We start from the raw sequence: 18,006 nt of genomic DNA, 5'->3' as shown, positions 1-18,006 counted from the left end.
CTCCCCCCGATACCACACCACTGATGAGCCCATGCTCCAGGTCCCCCACCCCTTCGGTGGCCAGGCGCACGCCCAGGCCCACCGCCATCAGCGGGTAGGTGACCGCGTCGAGGATCTCGCGGCGAAGCACATCCGTCACCACGGAGATCACGAGGGCCACTCCAAGAACCGTCCACAACACGATTTGAACAGGCGTCATCAGCGCCTGTCCTCTTCGCGGCAGGCGTCCGGTATCAAACCAGGGACGCCTGGAGCCCGTCAATTGGCGAACAACCAGAAGCCCCGCGGGACGGGGCCTGGGTCACCGATTATCGGACCAGGAGACGGATTTTCTCGCTGCAGATGAAATACTCGTCCCCGTCTTCAATCTTGCGGCGCTTGATGCGCTGCTTGTTGAACCAGGTGCCGTTGGACGAGCCCAGGTCTTCGATGATCCAGTCGTCACCCTCGTGGGAGATGACGGCGTGCTCACGGGAGACCTTGCCGGAGTTGATGACGAAGTCGCAGTGCTTGCCGCGGCCGATGACGAAGCGCTCCTTGACGATCTGCTCCTGATCACCGGACTCGGTCACCAGGTACAGCGCGCCGACCTCCTCCTCCTCGGCGAGGTCGTCAGCGGGCTCTTCGTCGGCCTCCTCGGGGAGCGGCTCCTCGTCCAGGAGGCCTGGATCCTCGGCCTCGGGAAGCGGCTCCTCGTCCTCCTCCACCAGGTCGTCGGCGGGCGGAGGCGGCTCGCTGTTCTTGCCCTTGATGAGGCGCTCCAGCTCCGCGGCGGTCTCCAGGACGCGCTCGGCCACCTCGCGGCGCACCGGGTCATTGTCGAGGCCGTTGGCGGAGGCCCGCTCTTCCGGCGTGGCGCGCACGGGAGGCCGCGCGGGCGGGGGCGTGGACTCTGGACGGGGCGCGGGCGCCAGCACCGGCGGCGCGGACGGACGCGGAGGCGCGGAGGCAGCGGCCTGAACGGGCTTCATCGGCGCAGCGGCGGCCGCGGGTGCCACGGCGGCCTCGGAGCGAGACTTCACCTCGAGGAAGCCGTTCAGGCGCGCGAACATGAAGAGCGCCTGGTTGATCAGGGCATCGCGATCCGAGCCCATCTGCTGGGCCATGTCTTCGAACGTCTCCCACAGGTGGTCGGCGATGCCAACCTTGCGGGCAGGACGGGAGTTCTGATCGATCATCGGTCTTGACTCGCGTGAACCAGGAAGCCCCGGACGATAGCAGAGGCCTCCCCGTCCGCCCAGTTACTCGAAGGGGACCAGCGCCAATGACTGCGCCCGGTTGTCGGAGAGGCCCTCGAAAGCGACCTGGAGGATGCCGTCCGCCGATGGGTAGGCGATGTACGCCATGCTGGCCTCCCGGTCCTGGGCGGCGACCACCGGCCCCGGCAGCGTGTAGAAGGCCAGCCCCGTCCCCGCCGTAGCATCCGGCGTGAAGATGTAGCTGCGGATGCCGGAAATCACCGTCACGGCGTAGCGGTCTCCCCGACGCACCTCGCGGCCCACGGCCGCCACCCGGATGCGCACCGGCGGCGGCGGCTGGGGGAACCTGGACAGGTTCGGCACCGGCGGCGTCAGAGGGTTGGAGTCGTCGTCGAAGTAGAAGCCTTCAGCGTGGAAGAAGTACTCCGTGGGGATGCTGTAGCTCGAGGCCCCCGTCACATCGCGGGACAGGAAGGTGCCCGCCTCGTCGAAGAGGACGAAGGGCTGGTCTCCACCCGCACGCACGGTGAACCGCGTCAGGCTGGCGCAGTCCGTCGGAATCTCCTGTGCGTCCGCGATGGCGAAGCGCACCCGGGACGTCCCCGCCACGGGCTCCACCGACGTGATGGGCAGGTCGACGGCGCACAGGACATCCGTGCCCTCCAGGACGATGAGGTCCCCGGCCCGCGCCGAGGCGGCAACGGTGGCCTCGGCCTCGAAGGTCCGCGGGGCGTCGAGGTCCCGCGGCAGGCTGCTCAGCCCTGGCAAGCCCCCCTGGTAGATGATCCGGTAGAAGCCGTTCGGAACGGAGCCCTCATAGAGCACCGTCGACTGGAGCGTCGGGTCCTGAGTCACCGTCACCAGGTCCGCCGTCTCGATGACGACGGGCAGCTCGTTGCTGTCCAGCAGCGCCACCGTGGCGCGCGCGGCCGCCCCCGACAGGTCGAACTGGCGCAGGTCGCTCGCGGAGAACAGCGAGATGTAGCCGTTGGAGGACGGCATGACGCCCAGGAGCGGCACCCGAATGGGGACCGCCGTGCCATCGTCGAGCAGGATGCGAAGCGGCGCGTCCGGAACCAGGGCCAGTCCGGTCGGCAAGCCGCCCGCGGGGAAGATGGGGAGCATCGGCGCCCCGCTGAGGTCCCGCGCCGTCTGCCCGGGGGGGGACGACTCGGTGTCCACCGCGAGCACGCCAGAGCACTCGCGCGCGGCGGAGCACGCGGACTCGTCCCGGACGCCGAAGATGTAGCGGCCCGCGTTGATGGGCTCGACGTCGGGGATGGCGATGCGGGGGTGGCTGACCAGGAGCCGCACCGGCACGCTGCCGAAGCCCTCGGACAGATCCACCGTGGGCGCGGAGGGCTGGAGGCAGTCGGCGACCGGGCCCGAATCGGTGACGAGCAGCGTGCGGCCCGACCGGCCCGACGCCTGCCGCGTGGCCACCGCGAACTGGCCCTCGCCGGCCAGCATCGTCATGGCCAGGATGGACTCACCGGGCTCGAGGCAGAACACCGTCACTGGTTCGGGAATCGCCGCGGGCTCCGCGGCCTGCAGTGCATCGGGCCCCGGGAGCTCCTGCCGCATCACCCGGGCACCGCCGGTGTCCGCGCCGAAGAGGCCGTCGGGGTCCTGGATGGCGTAGTACAGCGTGCTGGGGCCGCCGCTGCCCTCGGCGGGCGAGCGCGCCGCGAAGGCCGTGACGATGCTCGCCGCCTGGAGCCGGACGACCTGCCGGAGCTGGTCGCGCGCCGACGCCACCACCGAGACCTCCGACGAGCCCGAGCTGCGCGCGTAGATGTACGGCCCCGGGACGTCGTTGCCTTCCGCGTTGTAGGCCACGTCGCGCGTGAGCCCGTCCGGCCGGTCCAGCACGGGGATGGACAGCGCCTCCAGCGGGTTGGGCGCCGGGACGAAGGTGCGGGGGTTCGAGTCCAGGTCGAGCACGCGCAGCTCGTCCCGGTCCGACGACGTGACGAAGACGAGGTTGTTGGCCAGCGTCACGTCGAAGGTGCCGGACAGGCCAGCGAAGCCCGTCGTCACGTTGGTCGATGAGCAACTGCCGGACAGGCCGGCGCTCGCGAGGAGCAGAGCAAGGGTACCGCGCTTCACGGGGAGGTCTCCTGGCACAGGCTGGTGCCCTGGCGCGGGTCTCTTCCCTGCCGGGCGCCGAGCCGCGCCACCAACCGGGCGTTCTGCGGCCGGTCGAGGTCGGGAATGTCGATGATGGCCACGCGGCCGTCACCAAACGTGCTGGTGAAGATGCGAGCGCTGTTGCCGCGCACGTCCGCGGCCAGGCCGAAGGGCTGGCTGGGCTGGTTCGGGTCGTTGTCGCCCACCTGCACCTGGGCGACGAGCTGCCCCACTTCTTCGTCGAAGATGGCCACGGCCTCGTCGCCGCTGCCCGTCACCGCCACCAGGTTGCCGCGGCCAGGGCCGCGCGGAATGACCTCCAATTCGCTGGCACCCGCGGGCACCGGCAGCGCCGACACGATGCGCACGCTGGGGGCCGTCCCCGCGTCGGGCGCCGTGCCCGCCGCGTTCAGCACGTCCAGGATGAGCAGCGTGTCCGGACCGCGCGCCAGCAGGTAGACGCGCTCGTCCACGATGGTGAGCTCGGGTGACGCCGGGTCGGGCACGCGCGTGGCAGCCGGGACGACCGCCACGCCGCGCGCCTCGCGCACCGAGTACGACAGCTCCAGGTCGGTCTCCAGCACGCGGCCCGCGACGGTCCGGTCCACCAGCCGCAGGATGAAGCGCGCCGGCAGCGCCCCCAGCTGCGTGGAGGAAGAGTTGCGCCCCGAGGCGTACACATACCGGCTGCCAATCGCCGTCGCGTGGGCGACGCCGGAGAGCCGGTCATTGGTCCCCAGCGTCACGAACTCGCTGGTGCTCAGCGCGTCGCGCGTGGGGTTCGCCGCGGGGAGGTGCAGCACGTAGCCCGCCAGGTCCGCTTCGGCGAAGGTCGTCGGCGGCCCGGCCAGCTCCGTGTGCGTCACCCAGACGCGAGCGTCCTCGCCGTTGCCGGCCACGCTGACACCCAGCGGCCCCGGCGCCGAAGGCAACCCGTTGGAGGCCCCTGGGACATCCAGCAGCGACAGCGCGTTGACGCGGCAGTCGCGCTCGCCGCCCTGCACGCAGCTCAGGCTGAGGCCGTCATCGCCCACGTCGATGGCGTGAAGCAGACTGCCCTCCGCCCGCGCTGGGACGAACAGCCGCGGCGGACGGCCCGGGGGGCTCCACATGGCCATCTCCCCGGCGAAGCTTTGAATCTGCACGTAGGACTGGGCGCCAATCCCCAGCGACGTGACGTCGTTGGGCAGCGACTCCTCGGGGCCGAAGTCCGTCCCGAAGGGCCGCACCCCCACCGCGTCCAAATCCAGCGCGATGACCGAGCCGGAGTCGTAGCACTTGTCGAAGTTGGCGCTCGCCACGTAGAGGTATCCGTTGGTGGACGGACCCGCTTCGGGGCGCCAGAAGGCAAGACCGCTCGGGTACACGAGCCGGGTGGACGGGGGAGGCTTGCTCTCGGTGCCAACGTTGCAGGACACGAGGAGCAGCGCGGAGGTAAGAAGGTAGGCGCGCATCAGAGGGGGGCGGAGTGTAGGAAGGGGCCTCCCCCCGGGCAACCGGAAACGCGGCGCGCCATTCCCATGCGCCGTGCGCCCGACGCCGCCGTGCCCCCCGGGGTGCTTCTTCCCCCGGAGGGCAGGCAGGCCACGCCTCAGGCCGCGGCGGCCGTTTCGGCCTGGATCTTCGAGAAGTCGGCCACCTGGTTGAACAGGGCGCCAATCTCCACGAGCAGGCGGATGCGGTTTTCCCTCAGGGCCTTGTCCTCGGCCATGACCATCACCTTGTCGAAGAAGGTGTCCACGGCGGGCTTCAGGCCCGTGATTTCCCGGAGAGCACCGGAGAAGTCATCCGCGCGCACCAACCCCGACACCGTGCTCCGGGCCTGGGTGAAGGCGGTGTGGAGGTTCCGCTCCGGCTCGTCCACCAGCTTCTGGGGGTTGGTCTCCCCTCCCTGTACGTCGCGGCCCTGCTTCTCCACGATGTTGACCACGCGCTTGAAGGCCGCGGCCAGGGGTTGGAAGTCCGCCCGGCCCACGAGGTGGCTCAGGGCCTCCAGGCGCTTCTGCGCGGCCACCAGGTCGTCGAAGCCGGCGGACAGCACCGCCTCCACGACGTCCGTGCGGTGCTGCTCGCCCCACAGCGCCTTGAGGCGGCCGCGGAAGAACTCCAGCACCTGCTCACGCGGCGCGGGCTCGCCGGCCTTGCGCTTCGCGTTGGCGATCTTCGGGGCCAGCAGCCGGAGTGACTCGTCCACCGCGGCCGACAGGCTGAAGCGGTAACCCCGCCCCAGCACCAGCCGGATGATGGCGATGCACGCGCGGCGCAGGGCGAACGGGTCCGCCGCGCCCGTGGGCGCCTTGCCGATGGCGAAGATGCCGCACAGCGAGTCCAGTCGGTCCGCGATGCCGATGAGCGCGCCCGCGTCCTGCGTGGGCAGCGCGTCGTCGGCGCCGCGCGGCAGGTAGTGCTCCGCGATGGCCAGGGCCACGGCGTCTGGCTCACCGCCCGCGCGGGCGTACTCGCGGCCCATGATTCCCTGGAGCTCGGGGAACTCGCCCACCATGCCGGTGACGAGATCCGCCTTGGCCAGGGTGGCGGCGCGCTCGATGGTGGCCGCCTCCCCTGCCCGCCCCGTCTGCTGGCCCAGCCACACCGCCAGCGTACGGAAGCGCTCCACCTTCTCCAGGTAGCTCCCCAGCTGCCCCTGCCACACCACGCGGCCCAGCTTCTCCACGCGGTCGATGAGCGGCGTCTTCCGGTCCTCGTCGAAGAAGAACCGGCCGTCCGCCAGTCGCGCGCGCAGCACGCGCTGGTAGCCGCGCAGGCTGAGCTGCTCGTCGCGCACCGGCGTGTTGGACACGGCGATGAACTTCGGCTGCAGCTTGCCCGCGCTGTCCACCAGCGAGAAGTAGCGCTGGTGGCTCTTCATCTCCTGCACCAGCACCTCCGGGGGCAGGTCCAGGTGGCGCTCCTCGAAGGTGCCCACCACCGGGCTGGGCAGCTCGACCAGGTTCGTCACCTGGTCCACCAGCGACTCGTCCTCCAACAACTGGGCGCCGGCCTTGCTCGCAGCGGCCTTCACCTTCTCCACCAGCTGCGCGCGGCGCTTCGCGATGTCCGCCACCACGTGCGCCTTCTCCAGCGCCGCCTCGTAGTCCGCCGGAGCCGTCAGCTCGATGGCGCCGGGCGACAGGAAGCGGTGGCCCCGCGTGGTCCGGCCGCTCGTCACGTCACCGAACACCACGGGCAGCACGTCGCCGCCCAGCAGCGTCACCAGCCACTGCACCGGGCGCGCGAAGGACGTGTCCACGTCCCCCCAGCGCATGGACTTGCGGAAGTTGATGCCGCGCACCGCCGCGTGCAGCGTGTCCTTCAGGATGTCCGCCGCCGGGCGGCCCTTCTCCTCCACGCGCGCGGACAGGTACTCGCCCTTGGCGGTGGTGGCGCGGCCCAGCTGGTCCACCGTGAGCTTGAGGCCCTCGGCGAACTTCTCCGCCGCCTTGGTGGGCTTGCCCTGCGCGTCGAAGGCCGCCTTGGCGCTGGGGCCCAGGACCTCCTTGATGATGTCCTCGCCCGCGTCGGCCACGTCCCTCACCCACACCGCGAGCCGCCGCGGCGTGCCGAAGGTCCGCACCTCGCCGTGCTTCAGGCGGGCGTCGGCCATGCGCTCGGTGATGACGCGCTTCAGGTCGTCCAGCGCGGGGCCGATGAATGACGCCGGAATCTCCTCCGCGCCCACTTCCAGGAGCAGGTCACGCGCCACGGGTCACCTCCGCCTTCTGCTTCTTCTCCACGGGCTTGTTGAGGACGACCGTCTTCCAGTAGTCGCTGGCCGGCTTGCCCTCCAACACCGGGGGCTGCTCACCCACCGTCCACGGCGACTTGAGCAGCGGGTAGCCCAGCCGCTCACGCATCTGGAGGTAGCCCTCCGCGCACAGCCTGGCGTTGTCGCGCACGCGCTTGATGAAGTTGGCGCGCTCCGTGACGGAGATGGCGCCGCGCGCGTCCAGCAGGTTGAACGCGTGCGAGCACTTCAGCGCGAAGTCGTACGCGGGCAGCGGCAACTGGCGCTCGATGAGGCGCTTGCACTCCTTCTCGTACGCGTCGAAGAGCGCGAAGAGCATCTGCGCGTCCGACTCCTGGAGCGCGTACCTGCTCATCTCCACCTCGTTGGGGTGGAACACCTCGCGGTACTTCACGCCCTTGACCCATTCGATGTCGAAGACGTTCTCCACGTTCTGCAGGTACATGCAGATGCGCTCCAACCCGTAGGTGAGCTCCGCGGACACGGGCTTGCAGTCGAAGCCGCCGCACTGCTGGAAGTAGGTGAACTGCGTCACCTCCATTCCGTCACACCACACCTCCCAGCCCAGGCCCCAGGCCCCCAGCGTGGGCGACTCCCAGTCGTCCTCGACGAACCGGATGTCGTGCGCCAACGGGTCGATGCCAATCTTCCGCAGCGACTCCAGGTACAGCTCCTGGACGTTCTTCGGCGCCGGCTTGAGGATGACCTGGAACTGGTGGTGCTGGAACAGGCGGTTGGGATTCTCTCCGAACCGGCCGTCCGCGGGGCGCCGCGAGGGCTGCACGTACGCCACGTTCCAGGGCTCCGGGCCCAGGGCACGCAGGAAGGTGTACGGGGCCATCGTGCCCGCGCCGACCTCGACATCATAGGGCTGCGTGTTGATGCACCCCTGGTCGGCCCAGTGCTTCTGGAGCGTGAAGATAAGGTCCTGAAAATACATAGCGCGCGGACCCTAGTGACGGGGGTCCAGAGCGTCAAGGACGGCGCTCACTCCTTGTACGGTGGGAGGTCCGCCAGCCGGATTTGAAGCTTCGTCTCCTCGCCCGGCTTGATGGGGGCCGACAGGAGCCGGCTCTCCGCAGCCACCTCCGTCGGGTCCACCACGCGCAGGCGGTAGACGCCCACGGGCAGTGGGAATCGCTTCAGGGGCGTGGTCCCCAGATGGGTGGCGCCGTCGAACACGGCCGCGCGCGGCACCGTGTAGAGCGTCATCCACCCCAGTCCCGCCTTCGCGGCCCCCTGCGCCGTGCGGGTGTCCAGCACCTCCGCCATTCCCTCCGGGTCCTGCGTCACCGTGGTGACGGGCTCAGCCGCCGGAAGGGCCTCCGCCACGCGAGGCGCTGGCTCGCGTGGAGGTGGGCTGCCCTGCGCGACCTTGGCACTGGCCGGTTCGGGCTCGGCCTTGGGAGCGGCCGCCCACCGCGCCGGCGAAGAGGCGCCTTCCTTTGCCTTCCGCACGGCAGGGGCCTTCGTCGGAGCCTTGGCTCCGGGTGCGTCCTCCACCGCCGCTTCGTCCAAGGCGGCCTGCTCGGCCTGGGAGGGCGCGGAAGGTGCGGGTTCCGGCTCGGCCCGACGGAAGCCCGGCGGCGGGCCCGCCTGCCGCGGTGGCCAGGGCTGGTTCGCGGGGTCTTCCGGCGGCGGCGAATTCAGCTCCGCGCTCACCCACGCCTTGGCGGCTTCGAAGCCCGGCTGGAGCTGCGCACGCACGGCGGGCAACGTCGCCGCCCAGCCGAGGCCTCCCAGCAGGAGGAGCAGGAACAGCCGACGGGCCCAGCGCGACGGCGGGCGGGCGGCGGGCGTCTCCACCGGCGTGTCCGAGGCCCGGGACGCACCAGGGCGCGCCGGCCGTCCGGAGGCCCGAGCACCGTCCGCGCCGGGCCGCTGGGGCCTGGAACGGAACCGCTGCGTCTGGAGCTCACTCGGCTCGTCAAAGGACTCGGCCGGGGCCTCCTGCCGGGCAGTGGAACGCGGCCGAGGCGTACGCGAGGCCGGCGCGCTGTCTTGACCTCCGCGCGGCGTGCGCGAAGCCGAAGGGGCCGCCTCACTGGCGCGCCGCTGAGGGGTGGGCTTGGGCGCGCTCCCGTTGCCGGCGCTTGAGGGTCCACGCGAGGCCACGCCGCCCTCCGCCGGACGGCGCAGGGGCTTGGGCGCGCTCGAGGGCCGGGCCGAGGGCGAACCGGGCCGTCCGCGCGGGGCGGGCATCTGCGACGTGGGGGCGGCGTCCGAGCTGTCCTCCTGCTGGAGGGCACCCGCCGCCTCGCTGACGCGGGCGTCCTCCGCGCGGCTGGCCAGCTCCAACAGCGTGCGCGTCTTCTGACGCTTGTCGGCGAAGAGGTCGCCCATGACGGCGGTCATGCCGTCCTCGTCGAAGAGCTCCGAGCCGAGCGCCGCTTCAATGGCGCGCGCCATCTCCCGGCAGTTGGTGAAGCGCTGGGACACGTCCCGTGAGAGCGCTCGCGTCACCACGGCTTCCAAGGCCTCGGGGAGGTCCGGGTTGAGGCCGCGCAGCGGAGGCACGTCGGCCTCGGCGATCTGCATCATCACCGCCGCTTCGTGTGGCCCGCTGAACAACCGCTGGCCGCTCAGCAGCTCGTGCAGCATGACGCCCACGGAGAACAAGTCACTGCGGCCATCCAGGGTGGCCGCGCCCCGCACCTGCTCCGGGGACATGTAGCCGCTGGTCCCCTTCACCGTCCCCACCTGCGTGCGGCCCAAGCGTCCGCGCGCCTTGGCGATGCCGAAGTCAATCACCTTCACGACGCCGTCGTAGGTGAGCATCACGTTCTTCGGAGACACGTCGCGGTGCACCACCACCGCGGGCCGGCCCGACGGGTCCGTGAAGTGGTGCGCGTAGTGCAGGCCCAGGCAGGTATCGCGAATCACCCGCCCGACGAAGCCGAGCGGCAGCGGGTAGCCCTGGCGCGCGGAGGCCTTCACCACCTGCTCCAGGTTCTGCCCGGGCAGGAACTCCATGGCGAGGTACAGCTCCCCGCCTTCCTCGCCCAGGTCGAACACCTGGCCGATGTTCGCGTGTGAGAAGGCCGCGGTGATGCGCGCCTCGTCCAGGAACATCTGGACGAATTGCTCGTCCTTCTTGATGTCCGGGAGAATCTGCTTCACCGCGACGAACTTGCGAAATCCCCCGGGCCCGGAGGTGTAGGCCAGGAACAGCTCCGCCATACCTCCTATCGAGAGGCGCGTGAGGATTTCGTATTTTCCGATGCGCCGCCCCCGATCGGGATCGTCACCGGCGCCACCCTGCATGGACATTCGCGCGGCATGTTATCGCCCGCCTGGGTCCACGTCGACCTTCGTGACGACCCCTTTCTTGACGCGCCGTAAGGGTGCTCGGGCACACCGCGTCGGGGCTGGGTAGCGGCGGGCCGCCAGCTCGCGCGCCGACCGGAGTGTCTGCTGGCCGATGGCCACGTCACGCGATTCCCCGTGACGAAAGGGGGCGTGTTCTCATACCAGCCAGTCAGGAGCAGGAGGCCCATGGAAGACACCAACGGCTGCCCCGGAAGCGCCAGGCGCATCGCATACTCCGGGCAAGGCGAATCCAAGCAAGACACTGCGGACCAGCTCCGGCTGTTGATTGAGAGCGTCACCGACCACGCCATCCTGACGCTCGACCTGGACGGGTACGTCGCGAGCTGGAACCCGGGCGCCGAGCGCATCAAGGGCTACCGGGCGGACGAAATCCTGGGGCAGCACTTCAGCCGCTTCTATCCACCCGAAGCCGTGGCGCGGGACCGGCCGCGGTACGGGCTCGACGTGGCGACGCGTGAAGGCCGCTTCGAGGAGGACGGCTGGCGCGTCCGCAAGGACGGCCGCCGCTTCTGGGCCAACGTCGTCATCACCGCGCTGTACGACGAGACGGGACAGCTGCGTGGCTTCGGCAAGGTGACGCGCGACTTCACCGCCCGCTATCAGGCCCAGGAGCAACGGGAGATGGAACGCCTGCGGGAGGCGCTTCGCATCCGTGACGACTTCCTGTCCGTGGCGTCCCACGAGCTGCGCACCCCGCTCACCCCGCTGCAACTGAAGCTGACGGCCATGCGCCGCGCCATCGACAACGCCTCGGGTGGCCTGCTGCCAAGCGCGCGCGTGGAACGCGACCTCGACGTCGCCGTCCGTCAGGTGCGCAAGCTGGTGGATTTGGTGGACGACCTGCTCGATGTGTCACGCATCAGCGTGGGCAAGCTGACCCTGGAGCACGTGCCCGCGGACCTCACCGCGCTGCTCCGGGAGGTCATCGCGCGCTACCTGCCACAAGCCACCCAGGTCGGAAGCACCGTGGCGCTGGACGCGCCGGAGCCCGTGCGCGGCGAATGGGACACGCGCCGGGTGGAGCAGGTGATGACCAACCTCCTCTCCAATGCCATCAAGTACGGAGAGGGCAAGCCGGTTCACGTCAGCCTGCGCGCGGAAGGTGGCATGGCGCTGCTGAACATCCGCGACGAAGGCATCGGCATCGCGCCGGAGGCACTGCCCCACGTCTTCGACCGGTTCATGCGGGCCGTGTCCGGCCACAACTACAGCGGGCTGGGGCTCGGCCTCTTCATCGCCCACCAGGTCGTCACGGCGCACGGGGGCGACATCCAGGTGTCCAGCGTGGTGGGCCAGGGGAGCACGTTCAGCGTCCGGCTCCCGCTCGGCCCCACGTAGAAGCGCGCCCTGGGCCGTCGCCGTCAGGTGCTCAGCGCACGCACCCGGCCCGCGAGGTTCTGGGTGAAGAGGCGGTAGATGCGCAGCGCCGCCGCCTCGTGCGTGTCCACGAAGCGGTCGAAGTCGGCGCGGCTGATGCGCAGCGCCCGCACGGAGGTCCGCGCACGGACGTGCGCGGACACGGGCCCGTCCTGCACCAGGGAGATTTCCCCCAGGTAGGCCCCTGGCCCCAACGCGTTGAGGTGCCGAGCGTCCTCTTCGGGTCCACTGAAGACGTCCACGGAGCCGTCCATCAGGACGAAGAGCCCCACGCCGGGCGCGCCCTTCTCCAGCAACACCGCGCCGGGCGCGATGACGACCTGACGCGCCAGCCGGTAGAGGTCCTTCATGTCCTCCAGGGACAGCTCGCCGAAGATGGGGATGGCCTTGAGGAACCGGTACCCGTTCGCCGCGGGCGCCGACGCGCCTCCGGAGCGGCGGATGAGCATGGCCTCCGCCTCCGCCTCCATCCCCATGCGGCGCAGCAGCCGGGCCTTCTCCGTCACCAGCGCCGGGTCTCCGCGCGCGTCCTCCGAGCTGCTCACCGCGTCCGCGAGCACCGCCAGCGCCCGGTGCGTGAAGCCCTCCGCGTCCAGCAACTGGCAGATGCGCAGCACCGCCTCCACGAAGCGCGAGTCCTCCACGCGCACGCCCCCGAGCGCCTCCACCTCCGCGTGCGCCTGCCCCAGCTCCCGGTAGAGCGTGGCCGCTTCGAAGGGGCGATCCAGACGCACCAGGCACTGCGCCATGGCTTCGCGCGAGCCCAGCTCTTGATAGACGGCCAACGCGCGCTCCAGCGCCCCGCCTCGCTCGAAGGCGGCGGCGGCGCGCTCGGCCTCCCCCGCGCGGAGGTAGCTCTCCGCGGCGGCCATGTACTGGCCACTCTGGAAATAGAGGTCCCCGGCGGTGGCGTCCTCGCCCTGGCCATCCATCAGCCGGGCCGCGCCCAGGAAGTCCCGCGCGCGCCGCAGCACCTCGACGAAGCCCCGGCGCTCCTTCGCCGGACCCTGTTCGGCTTCGTGGCGGATGCGCTCGCGCTGCGCATCGCCCAGTTCCTCGTAGAGCTGCGCCGCCCGGTCCGTGTCCTCCAACTCGACCAGGGAGCGCACCGCGCGGAGGGCCCCCTCCACGGGCGTGCGCAGCCGCCCGCTCCCCTCGCCCTGGCCACCTGCTGACTCTGACATGTTGGGTCTCCCGTTCCGGTGAGACCGGCCAGCATGGGCGCTGCCAACGCATGGCGCCCCCTCCCGGCCTGCCCCCCTCTTCTCCCAGAGACTCGCATTGAATGCCGGGCCTGCCAACGCCCGCCGCGAAAACGCTGGCGTCAGTCCGCGCCCCGCGCCCGCTCCGCCGCCACGCGTCCTCCAACAGCTCGGGGACCAGCGCCGGACGCGCCGCGGCAACACGCACGCGCGGGTACTCGGGGCACCCCGCGTCATGTTCGGTGAACGTGAAATGACAGACATGAAGTCCCCCGGGGCGGATGTGGCGCCGCGCGGCACCCGCGGTGTCATGTCTGTGATTTCACCGGCGCGACCGCTCGCGTCGACTTGTGGGGTCCGTGACACTCCGAGTCCGCTGTGACACAGCGCTCTCAGGCGAAGAGGTCCAGACAGCCTCGACTAGCGGAAACCCCGGAGACGCCGCGCCTTCCGCGCGGGCCCTGCCTTGCTCCCAGAGCGGGCGGCCAATACCCACCCCACAATAAAAATGAGCCCGGGAGAGAAGCGTTCGGATGTCGGCCCCCGTGATATCTTGACTTCCATGTCTGCACTGGATCGGGCTCGGGCCGCACCCTCCTCGCCGGACGTGAAGGGCGAATCGCAATGGAGGATGGAAGTCGAAGGTGGGGGTGAGACGCCGCTGCACGTCACGCTGCCCTACGAGCACGCACGCCGGGGCTATGACGCCTCCACGGTGCGCCGGTTCCGGCTCACGGTGGCGGAAGGTCCGAACATGGGGACGACGTGGGAGTCCACGGGCGACACGTGCTCGGTGGGCTCACACCCGCTGAACGACTTCGCCGTGGAGGACTCCACGGTGTCACGGTTCCACTGCGAGGTGCGCATCGGGCCTCGGGGCCCCCAGGTGAAGGACCTGGACAGCCTCAACGGCGTCATCGTCGACGGGGTGCAGGTGGTGGAGGGCGTGCTGCGCAGCGGCAGCCTGCTGCGCCTGGGACGCGTGGTGCTGCGCTTCGACTTCAGCGCGGAGAACAACCGCCTGCCGCTGTCGGAGAGCACGCGCTTCGGCACGCTGGTGGGTGCCTCCGTGGCCATGCGCGGCTGCTTCGCGATGATGGAGCGCGCGGCGGGCCGCGACGTGACGGTGCTGCTCGAAGGTGAGACGGGCACCGGCAAGAGCCAGGCCGCGCTGGCCATCCACCAGGCCAGTCCCCGGCGAGACGCCCCCTTCCTCATCGTGGACTGCGGCGCCATCCCCGAGCACCTGCTGGAGAGCGAGCTGTTCGGCCACGAGAAAGGCGCGTTCACCGGCGCCGTCCAGCGCCGCGCGGGCGTCTTCGAGGAAGCCGACGGAGGCACCGTCTTCCTGGACGAGATTGGCGAGCTGCCCCCGGAGCTGCAGCCCAAGCTGCTGCGCGTGCTGGAGAACCGCGAGATTCGCCGCGTGGGCAGCAACACCTATCAACCGGTGAACGTGCGCCTCCTCGCCGCCACGCACCGGGACCTCCGCGCGGAGGTCAACGCGGGCCGGTTCCGCTCCGACCTCTTCTTCCGGCTCGCGGTGCTGCGCTTGCTGCTTCCACCGCTGCGTCAGCGCCCGGAGGACCTGCCCATGCTGGTGGAGGGCATCCTCGACCTGCTCGGCGCGGACCGCGAGCGCACGGGCGCGCTGCGCACGCAGGACTTCCTGGCCAGGCTGCGGCACGCGGCGTGGCCCGGCAACGTGCGCGAGCTGCGCAACTACCTGGAGCGCTGCCTCGTCTTCGAGGAGGCCGTGGAGCTCTCCGAGGAAGAGGCCCGCCGCTCCGGCCCGCCCGAGGTGGACCCCTCGCAGCCGTACGCCGACCAGCGGCGGCACGTCGTCGACGACTTCGAGCGCCGCTACCTGCGCGCGCTGCTGGAGAAGCACCAGGGCAAGGTGGCCCAGGCCGCCGTCACCGCCGGCATGGACCGCGTCCACCTCTACCGCCTGCTGCGACGCCACGGCATCAAGCCGTGAGCCTCAACGCGGGCGGCTGACGCGCCAGCACCCCAGCCCCGCGGCGGACACGGGCGTCGCCAGGAAGCCCGCCTCCAGGCCCTCGAGCGCACGCGAGGTCGCCACCAGGTCCGTCCCCGGTGGCTCCGCGACCCAGCCCGGCAGGTGCAGCAGACCGCCGCCACCAGCCTCGCCAGGCAGCTCCGCGACGTGAACGGTGATGGCCAGGTCCACCGGGCGCGGCGCCTCGCTCGCCGCCACGAACTCCACCAGGGCCAGCGCGGCGTGAAGGACGCGTGCTCGCGCGGCCTGCTCCGCCCCTGCGTCCGGAGGCAGCGGCGCGAAGGCCAGCAGGCAGCCGCTCCCCTCCAGCCGCACGTCCAGTCCCGCGGCGCGCGCGGCTCCCCCCACGCGCTCCAGCAACACATCCAGCCGCTCCAAGGCGGAAGGCTCCACCGCGCCGTGGAGCCGGGCTTCCGCGTACAGCGCCACGGCGAGCATGGGGGCGTCCTTCGTGGGGCTGCCCTTCACCGCGCGCCGGAGCGCGTCGAGCCAGGCATCGACGTCCGGGTAGCGGTCCTCGCGCCGCTTTCCCAGGCTGCGCAGCACCACGGCATCCAGCGCGGCCGGCACCGGGGCGCGCTCACTGGGCCGAGGAGGCGGCGCATTCAGGTGCAGGTCCTCCACCTCGTGCCGGGTTGCCCCCTGGAACGGCGGCTGTCCGGTGACGAGCTGGAAGAGCAGCACGCCCATCGCGTACAGGTCCGTGCGGGCGTCGGGCGGCTCGCCGCGAATCTGCTCGGGCGCCATGGACAGCGGCGTGCCCAGGGAGACGCCCGTCAGCGTGAGCGTGGACGCGCCCGGCGCATCCGGCGTCAGCCCCTTCGCCACGCCGAAGTCCACCAACTTCACGCGCGGCGCGCCACCGCCCGTGCTCAAGCGCACCACGTTCTGGGCCTTCAAGTCGCGGTGCACGACGCCGGCCTGGTGGGCGGCACGCAGCGCGCCGCCCACCTGCTCCAGCACCTCCAGCGCCTCTCCCGGCGACAGCGGCCCGCGTGAGGCCAGCTCCGCTGCGAGGTCCCTCCCCTCCAGCCACTCCATCGCGATGAAGGGCCGCCCGTCCGCGAGCGTCCCATAGCCGAGCACATCGACGATGTGCGGATGGCTCAACCGCTGGAGTGTCTCCGCCTCTCGGCGGAAGCGGCGCAGCGCGACGTCCGAGGGCTGCGGGAGCAGGACCTTCAGCGCCGCGGGCCCGCCCGTGCGGACATGACGGGCGCGGTAGAGCGTGGAGACAGGTCCCCGGTAATGGACCTGCTCCACCAGCCAGTCCGACACCAGGGCGCCGACGCCCAGCTCCTCACCATAGAGGGCCTCTTCGTCACCCGGCGCCATGCGGCAGGTGGCCTACTTCTTCCGAGGGAAGGGAAAGGGCAGCTCCTCCACCGGAGGCAGCGGCTCGGTGGGCACCGCCGCGCGCACGCAGGACTGGGCGCGCTGCTCCTTCGGCACCGTGTCACACGGGGCATGGAGGTAGGTGGTCACCGACTCCGTCCACAGCGCGTTGGTATGGTCGCGGCACAGCTCGTAGTCACCGTCCCCCGGCGTGAGGGGCCCATCCTGGACCAGGCACTTGCCGGCCACCGGCGGCTTGAGGGACATGAAGCAGGCCCCCGTCACGCGCGCGGCGCAGTTGGAGCCCGACGTGGGCAGCGCGCAGACGCGGTTCGCCGCGTACGCCGCCCCGCTGGACCAGGCCGGGTCGTAGCAGGAGAACATCTTCCGGTAGATGGAGCCGCGCACGATGACGTCGGCGCCCACCACCACGTACTGCCGCTTGTCTCCCTCGCCCAGCGCCACGACCTCCACCTCCGCCCCCAGCTCGCCCGGCACGAAGATGTTTCCGTAGAACGCGCCCTCGCGCACGGCATAGACCTGCTGCTCGGAGAGACCATAGGTGGACGCGGAGTCCGGATGAGACTCGACGTTCGCCACCAGCCCCACGGTCGTGCTCGAAGCCGGCGCGGTCATCACGCTGTAGTAGCCCCCGGCCGGGCAGGTGAAGACGACCACCGGATTGGCGGGCGCGGCCCCGCATGTCCCGGTCGCCTCGCCCAGGTTGCGCCCGTCGAAATGGTCGCACCCCGCGATGCCCTGGCACACCCGCAGGGCGGCGGGCCCATTCACACTGGAGCCCAGCGTGGGAGACGGCCCCGCGCAGGACAGCGGGCCGCCAGCGCCCACCACGACGGTCGAGGAGGGCGTGCAGCTGCCGATGCCATCCGGCGTCCAACCGCAGTCACGCTGCGCGCCTGACTCGCCCAGGACGCAGTCCTCGAAGCTGGCCAGCGGACTGCCCGTGATGGGAACGTGCCGGGCCGGGAGCGTCTTCGCATCCAGCGTGTAGATGTTGGGCCCCGACGCGTAGAACTGGTGCTCGCCGCGCATGGACAGCTCCACGCGCCGGCCCTCCGCGTTGTTGCGCGCCAGCACGCACGCGGAGACGCGCTCCAGGCACTCCTCCGACGGCGCGGCGGTGGCCCAATCAGGGCAGAGCCCCGCCTGTCCAACCCACTTCCGGATGCCGGGGCTGGGCAGCCGCGGGTCGAAATAGGCGACCTCCTGTTCAGGCGTCAGCGCGCAGCCCACCAGGTACTCCATGAACCGCTGCGCATTGGGGTCATGCAGCCGTCGGCGCGTGTTCGCGTCGCCCAGCGTGGGGTGGAACAGCTGGAGCAGGGCCGAGGTTCCCAGCAGCTCGTTGGACTCGGCGTTGGTGGAGATGGCGTTGAGCACCAGCGCCTGCGTCGTGAGCGCGTTGGCGATGCGAATCTCCGACACCTGCGCCCCTACCGTGGGCGTCTCCTCTTCGTGAGGCCCGGTTCCGCAACCCCACAGGGCGAAAAACAGGAGCGAGGTAACCGCCAACAGGCGAGGCGAACCAAGGGCCATGAGACGTCCTCCAGGAACGACGGAAGGAAGGAGAGCTTCCTCCCAGCAAGCATGTGCCGAGCCAGCCTGGGAGGTTGTGTGCGGTGACATGAGAGCAGATCTGCGGGC

11 protein-coding genes and 1 pseudogene are annotated in these 18,006 nt (G+C 70.9%); 2 read left to right on the top strand and 10 right to left on the bottom strand.

Features of this window, described 5'->3' with window-relative positions:
* From HV824_RS37420 to HV824_RS17475, 7 genes and pseudogenes are all read right to left on the bottom strand, one after another.
* A pseudogene (locus HV824_RS37420) lies at nucleotides 1-199 on the bottom strand (prepilin peptidase); the annotation flags it as partial.
* Nucleotides 200-308: 109 nt separating this feature from the next.
* Nucleotides 309-1,178, bottom strand: coding sequence for an FHA domain-containing protein (locus HV824_RS17500; protein WP_176419613.1), 870 nt, complete (start codon nucleotides 1,176-1,178; stop codon nucleotides 309-311).
* Nucleotides 1,179-1,241: 63 nt separating this feature from the next.
* A complete protein-coding gene (locus HV824_RS17495; protein ID WP_368738071.1) occupies nucleotides 1,242-3,308 on the bottom strand; it encodes a hypothetical protein in 2,067 nt (688 codons plus the stop codon).
* Nucleotides 3,305-4,783 (bottom strand): YncE family protein, encoded by a 1,479-nt coding sequence (locus HV824_RS17490; RefSeq protein WP_176423805.1) that lies wholly within the window; start codon nucleotides 4,781-4,783, stop codon nucleotides 3,305-3,307. Before HV824_RS17490 ends, HV824_RS17495 begins: the two co-directional genes overlap by 4 nt.
* A 137-nt stretch (nucleotides 4,784-4,920) precedes the next feature.
* Nucleotides 4,921-7,032: a glycine--tRNA ligase subunit beta gene (gene glyS / locus HV824_RS17485; protein ID WP_176423804.1), complete on the bottom strand. Its 2,112-nt coding sequence runs from the start codon at nucleotides 7,030-7,032 to the stop codon at nucleotides 4,921-4,923.
* Nucleotides 7,022-8,014, bottom strand: coding sequence for a glycine--tRNA ligase subunit alpha (gene glyQ, locus HV824_RS17480; RefSeq protein ID WP_176419609.1), 993 nt, complete (start codon nucleotides 8,012-8,014; stop codon nucleotides 7,022-7,024). The genes glyS and glyQ overlap by 11 nt, the downstream gene beginning before the upstream one ends.
* A gap of 47 nt (nucleotides 8,015-8,061) precedes the next feature.
* Nucleotides 8,062-10,344, bottom strand: a complete 2,283-nt coding sequence (locus HV824_RS17475) for a serine/threonine-protein kinase (protein WP_176423803.1) — start codon at nucleotides 10,342-10,344, stop codon at nucleotides 8,062-8,064.
* 225 nt (nucleotides 10,345-10,569) lie between these two features.
* On the opposite strand from HV824_RS17475, the gene HV824_RS17470 reads away from it, so the two are divergent.
* Nucleotides 10,570-11,742: a PAS domain-containing sensor histidine kinase gene (locus HV824_RS17470; protein WP_176423802.1), complete on the top strand. Its 1,173-nt coding sequence runs from the start codon at nucleotides 10,570-10,572 to the stop codon at nucleotides 11,740-11,742.
* Between the two features lie 23 nt (nucleotides 11,743-11,765).
* On the opposite strand, the gene HV824_RS17465 is transcribed toward HV824_RS17470, so the two are convergent.
* Nucleotides 11,766-12,965, bottom strand: coding sequence for a cyclic nucleotide-binding domain-containing protein (locus tag HV824_RS17465; RefSeq protein ID WP_176419606.1), 1,200 nt, complete (start codon nucleotides 12,963-12,965; stop codon nucleotides 11,766-11,768).
* A gap of 649 nt (nucleotides 12,966-13,614) precedes the next feature.
* On the opposite strand from HV824_RS17465, the gene HV824_RS17460 reads away from it, so the two are divergent.
* Complete coding sequence (locus tag HV824_RS17460; RefSeq protein WP_176410666.1) at nucleotides 13,615-14,964, top strand: sigma 54-interacting transcriptional regulator; 1,350 nt, start codon at nucleotides 13,615-13,617, stop codon at nucleotides 14,962-14,964.
* Between the two features lie 3 nt (nucleotides 14,965-14,967).
* Here the strand turns inward: HV824_RS17460 and HV824_RS17455 are convergent, their stop codons facing one another.
* Together HV824_RS17455 and HV824_RS17450 are read right to left on the bottom strand one after the other, a co-directional pair.
* Nucleotides 14,968-16,341, bottom strand: a complete 1,374-nt coding sequence (locus HV824_RS17455) for a serine/threonine-protein kinase (protein ID WP_176419605.1) — start codon at nucleotides 16,339-16,341, stop codon at nucleotides 14,968-14,970.
* 12 nt (nucleotides 16,342-16,353) lie between these two features.
* A complete protein-coding gene (locus tag HV824_RS17450; RefSeq protein ID WP_176423801.1) occupies nucleotides 16,354-17,898 on the bottom strand; it encodes a hypothetical protein in 1,545 nt (514 codons plus the stop codon).
* Nucleotides 17,899-18,006: the final 108 nt, after the last annotated feature.

The organism is Myxococcus sp. AM009 (assembly GCF_013372605.1).
GTDB classification, from domain to species: Bacteria; Myxococcota; Myxococcia; order Myxococcales; family Myxococcaceae; genus Myxococcus; species Myxococcus vastator.
The sequence above is the reverse complement of the archived record's forward strand: the minus strand, read 5'-3'. Positions and strand labels throughout refer to the sequence as shown.

Coding starts and splice junctions, on each gene's coding strand:
- HV824_RS17475 (WP_176423803.1), bottom strand. CDS start 10,344: ATGTCCATGCAGGGTGGCGCCGGTGACGATCCCGATCGGGGGCGGCGC.
- HV824_RS17490 (WP_176423805.1), bottom strand. CDS start 4,783: ATGCGCGCCTACCTTCTTACCTCCGCGCTGCTCCTCGTGTCCTGCAAC.
- HV824_RS17460 (WP_176410666.1), top strand. CDS start 13,615: ATGGAAGTCGAAGGTGGGGGTGAGACGCCGCTGCACGTCACGCTGCCC.
- HV824_RS17450 (WP_176423801.1), bottom strand. CDS start 17,898: ATGGCCCTTGGTTCGCCTCGCCTGTTGGCGGTTACCTCGCTCCTGTTT.
- HV824_RS17500 (WP_176419613.1), bottom strand. CDS start 1,178: ATGATCGATCAGAACTCCCGTCCTGCCCGCAAGGTTGGCATCGCCGAC.
- glyQ (WP_176419609.1), bottom strand. CDS start 8,014: ATGTATTTTCAGGACCTTATCTTCACGCTCCAGAAGCACTGGGCCGAC.
- HV824_RS17465 (WP_176419606.1), bottom strand. CDS start 12,965: ATGTCAGAGTCAGCAGGTGGCCAGGGCGAGGGGAGCGGGCGGCTGCGC.
- HV824_RS17470 (WP_176423802.1), top strand. CDS start 10,570: ATGGAAGACACCAACGGCTGCCCCGGAAGCGCCAGGCGCATCGCATAC.
- HV824_RS17455 (WP_176419605.1), bottom strand. CDS start 16,341: ATGGCGCCGGGTGACGAAGAGGCCCTCTATGGTGAGGAGCTGGGCGTC.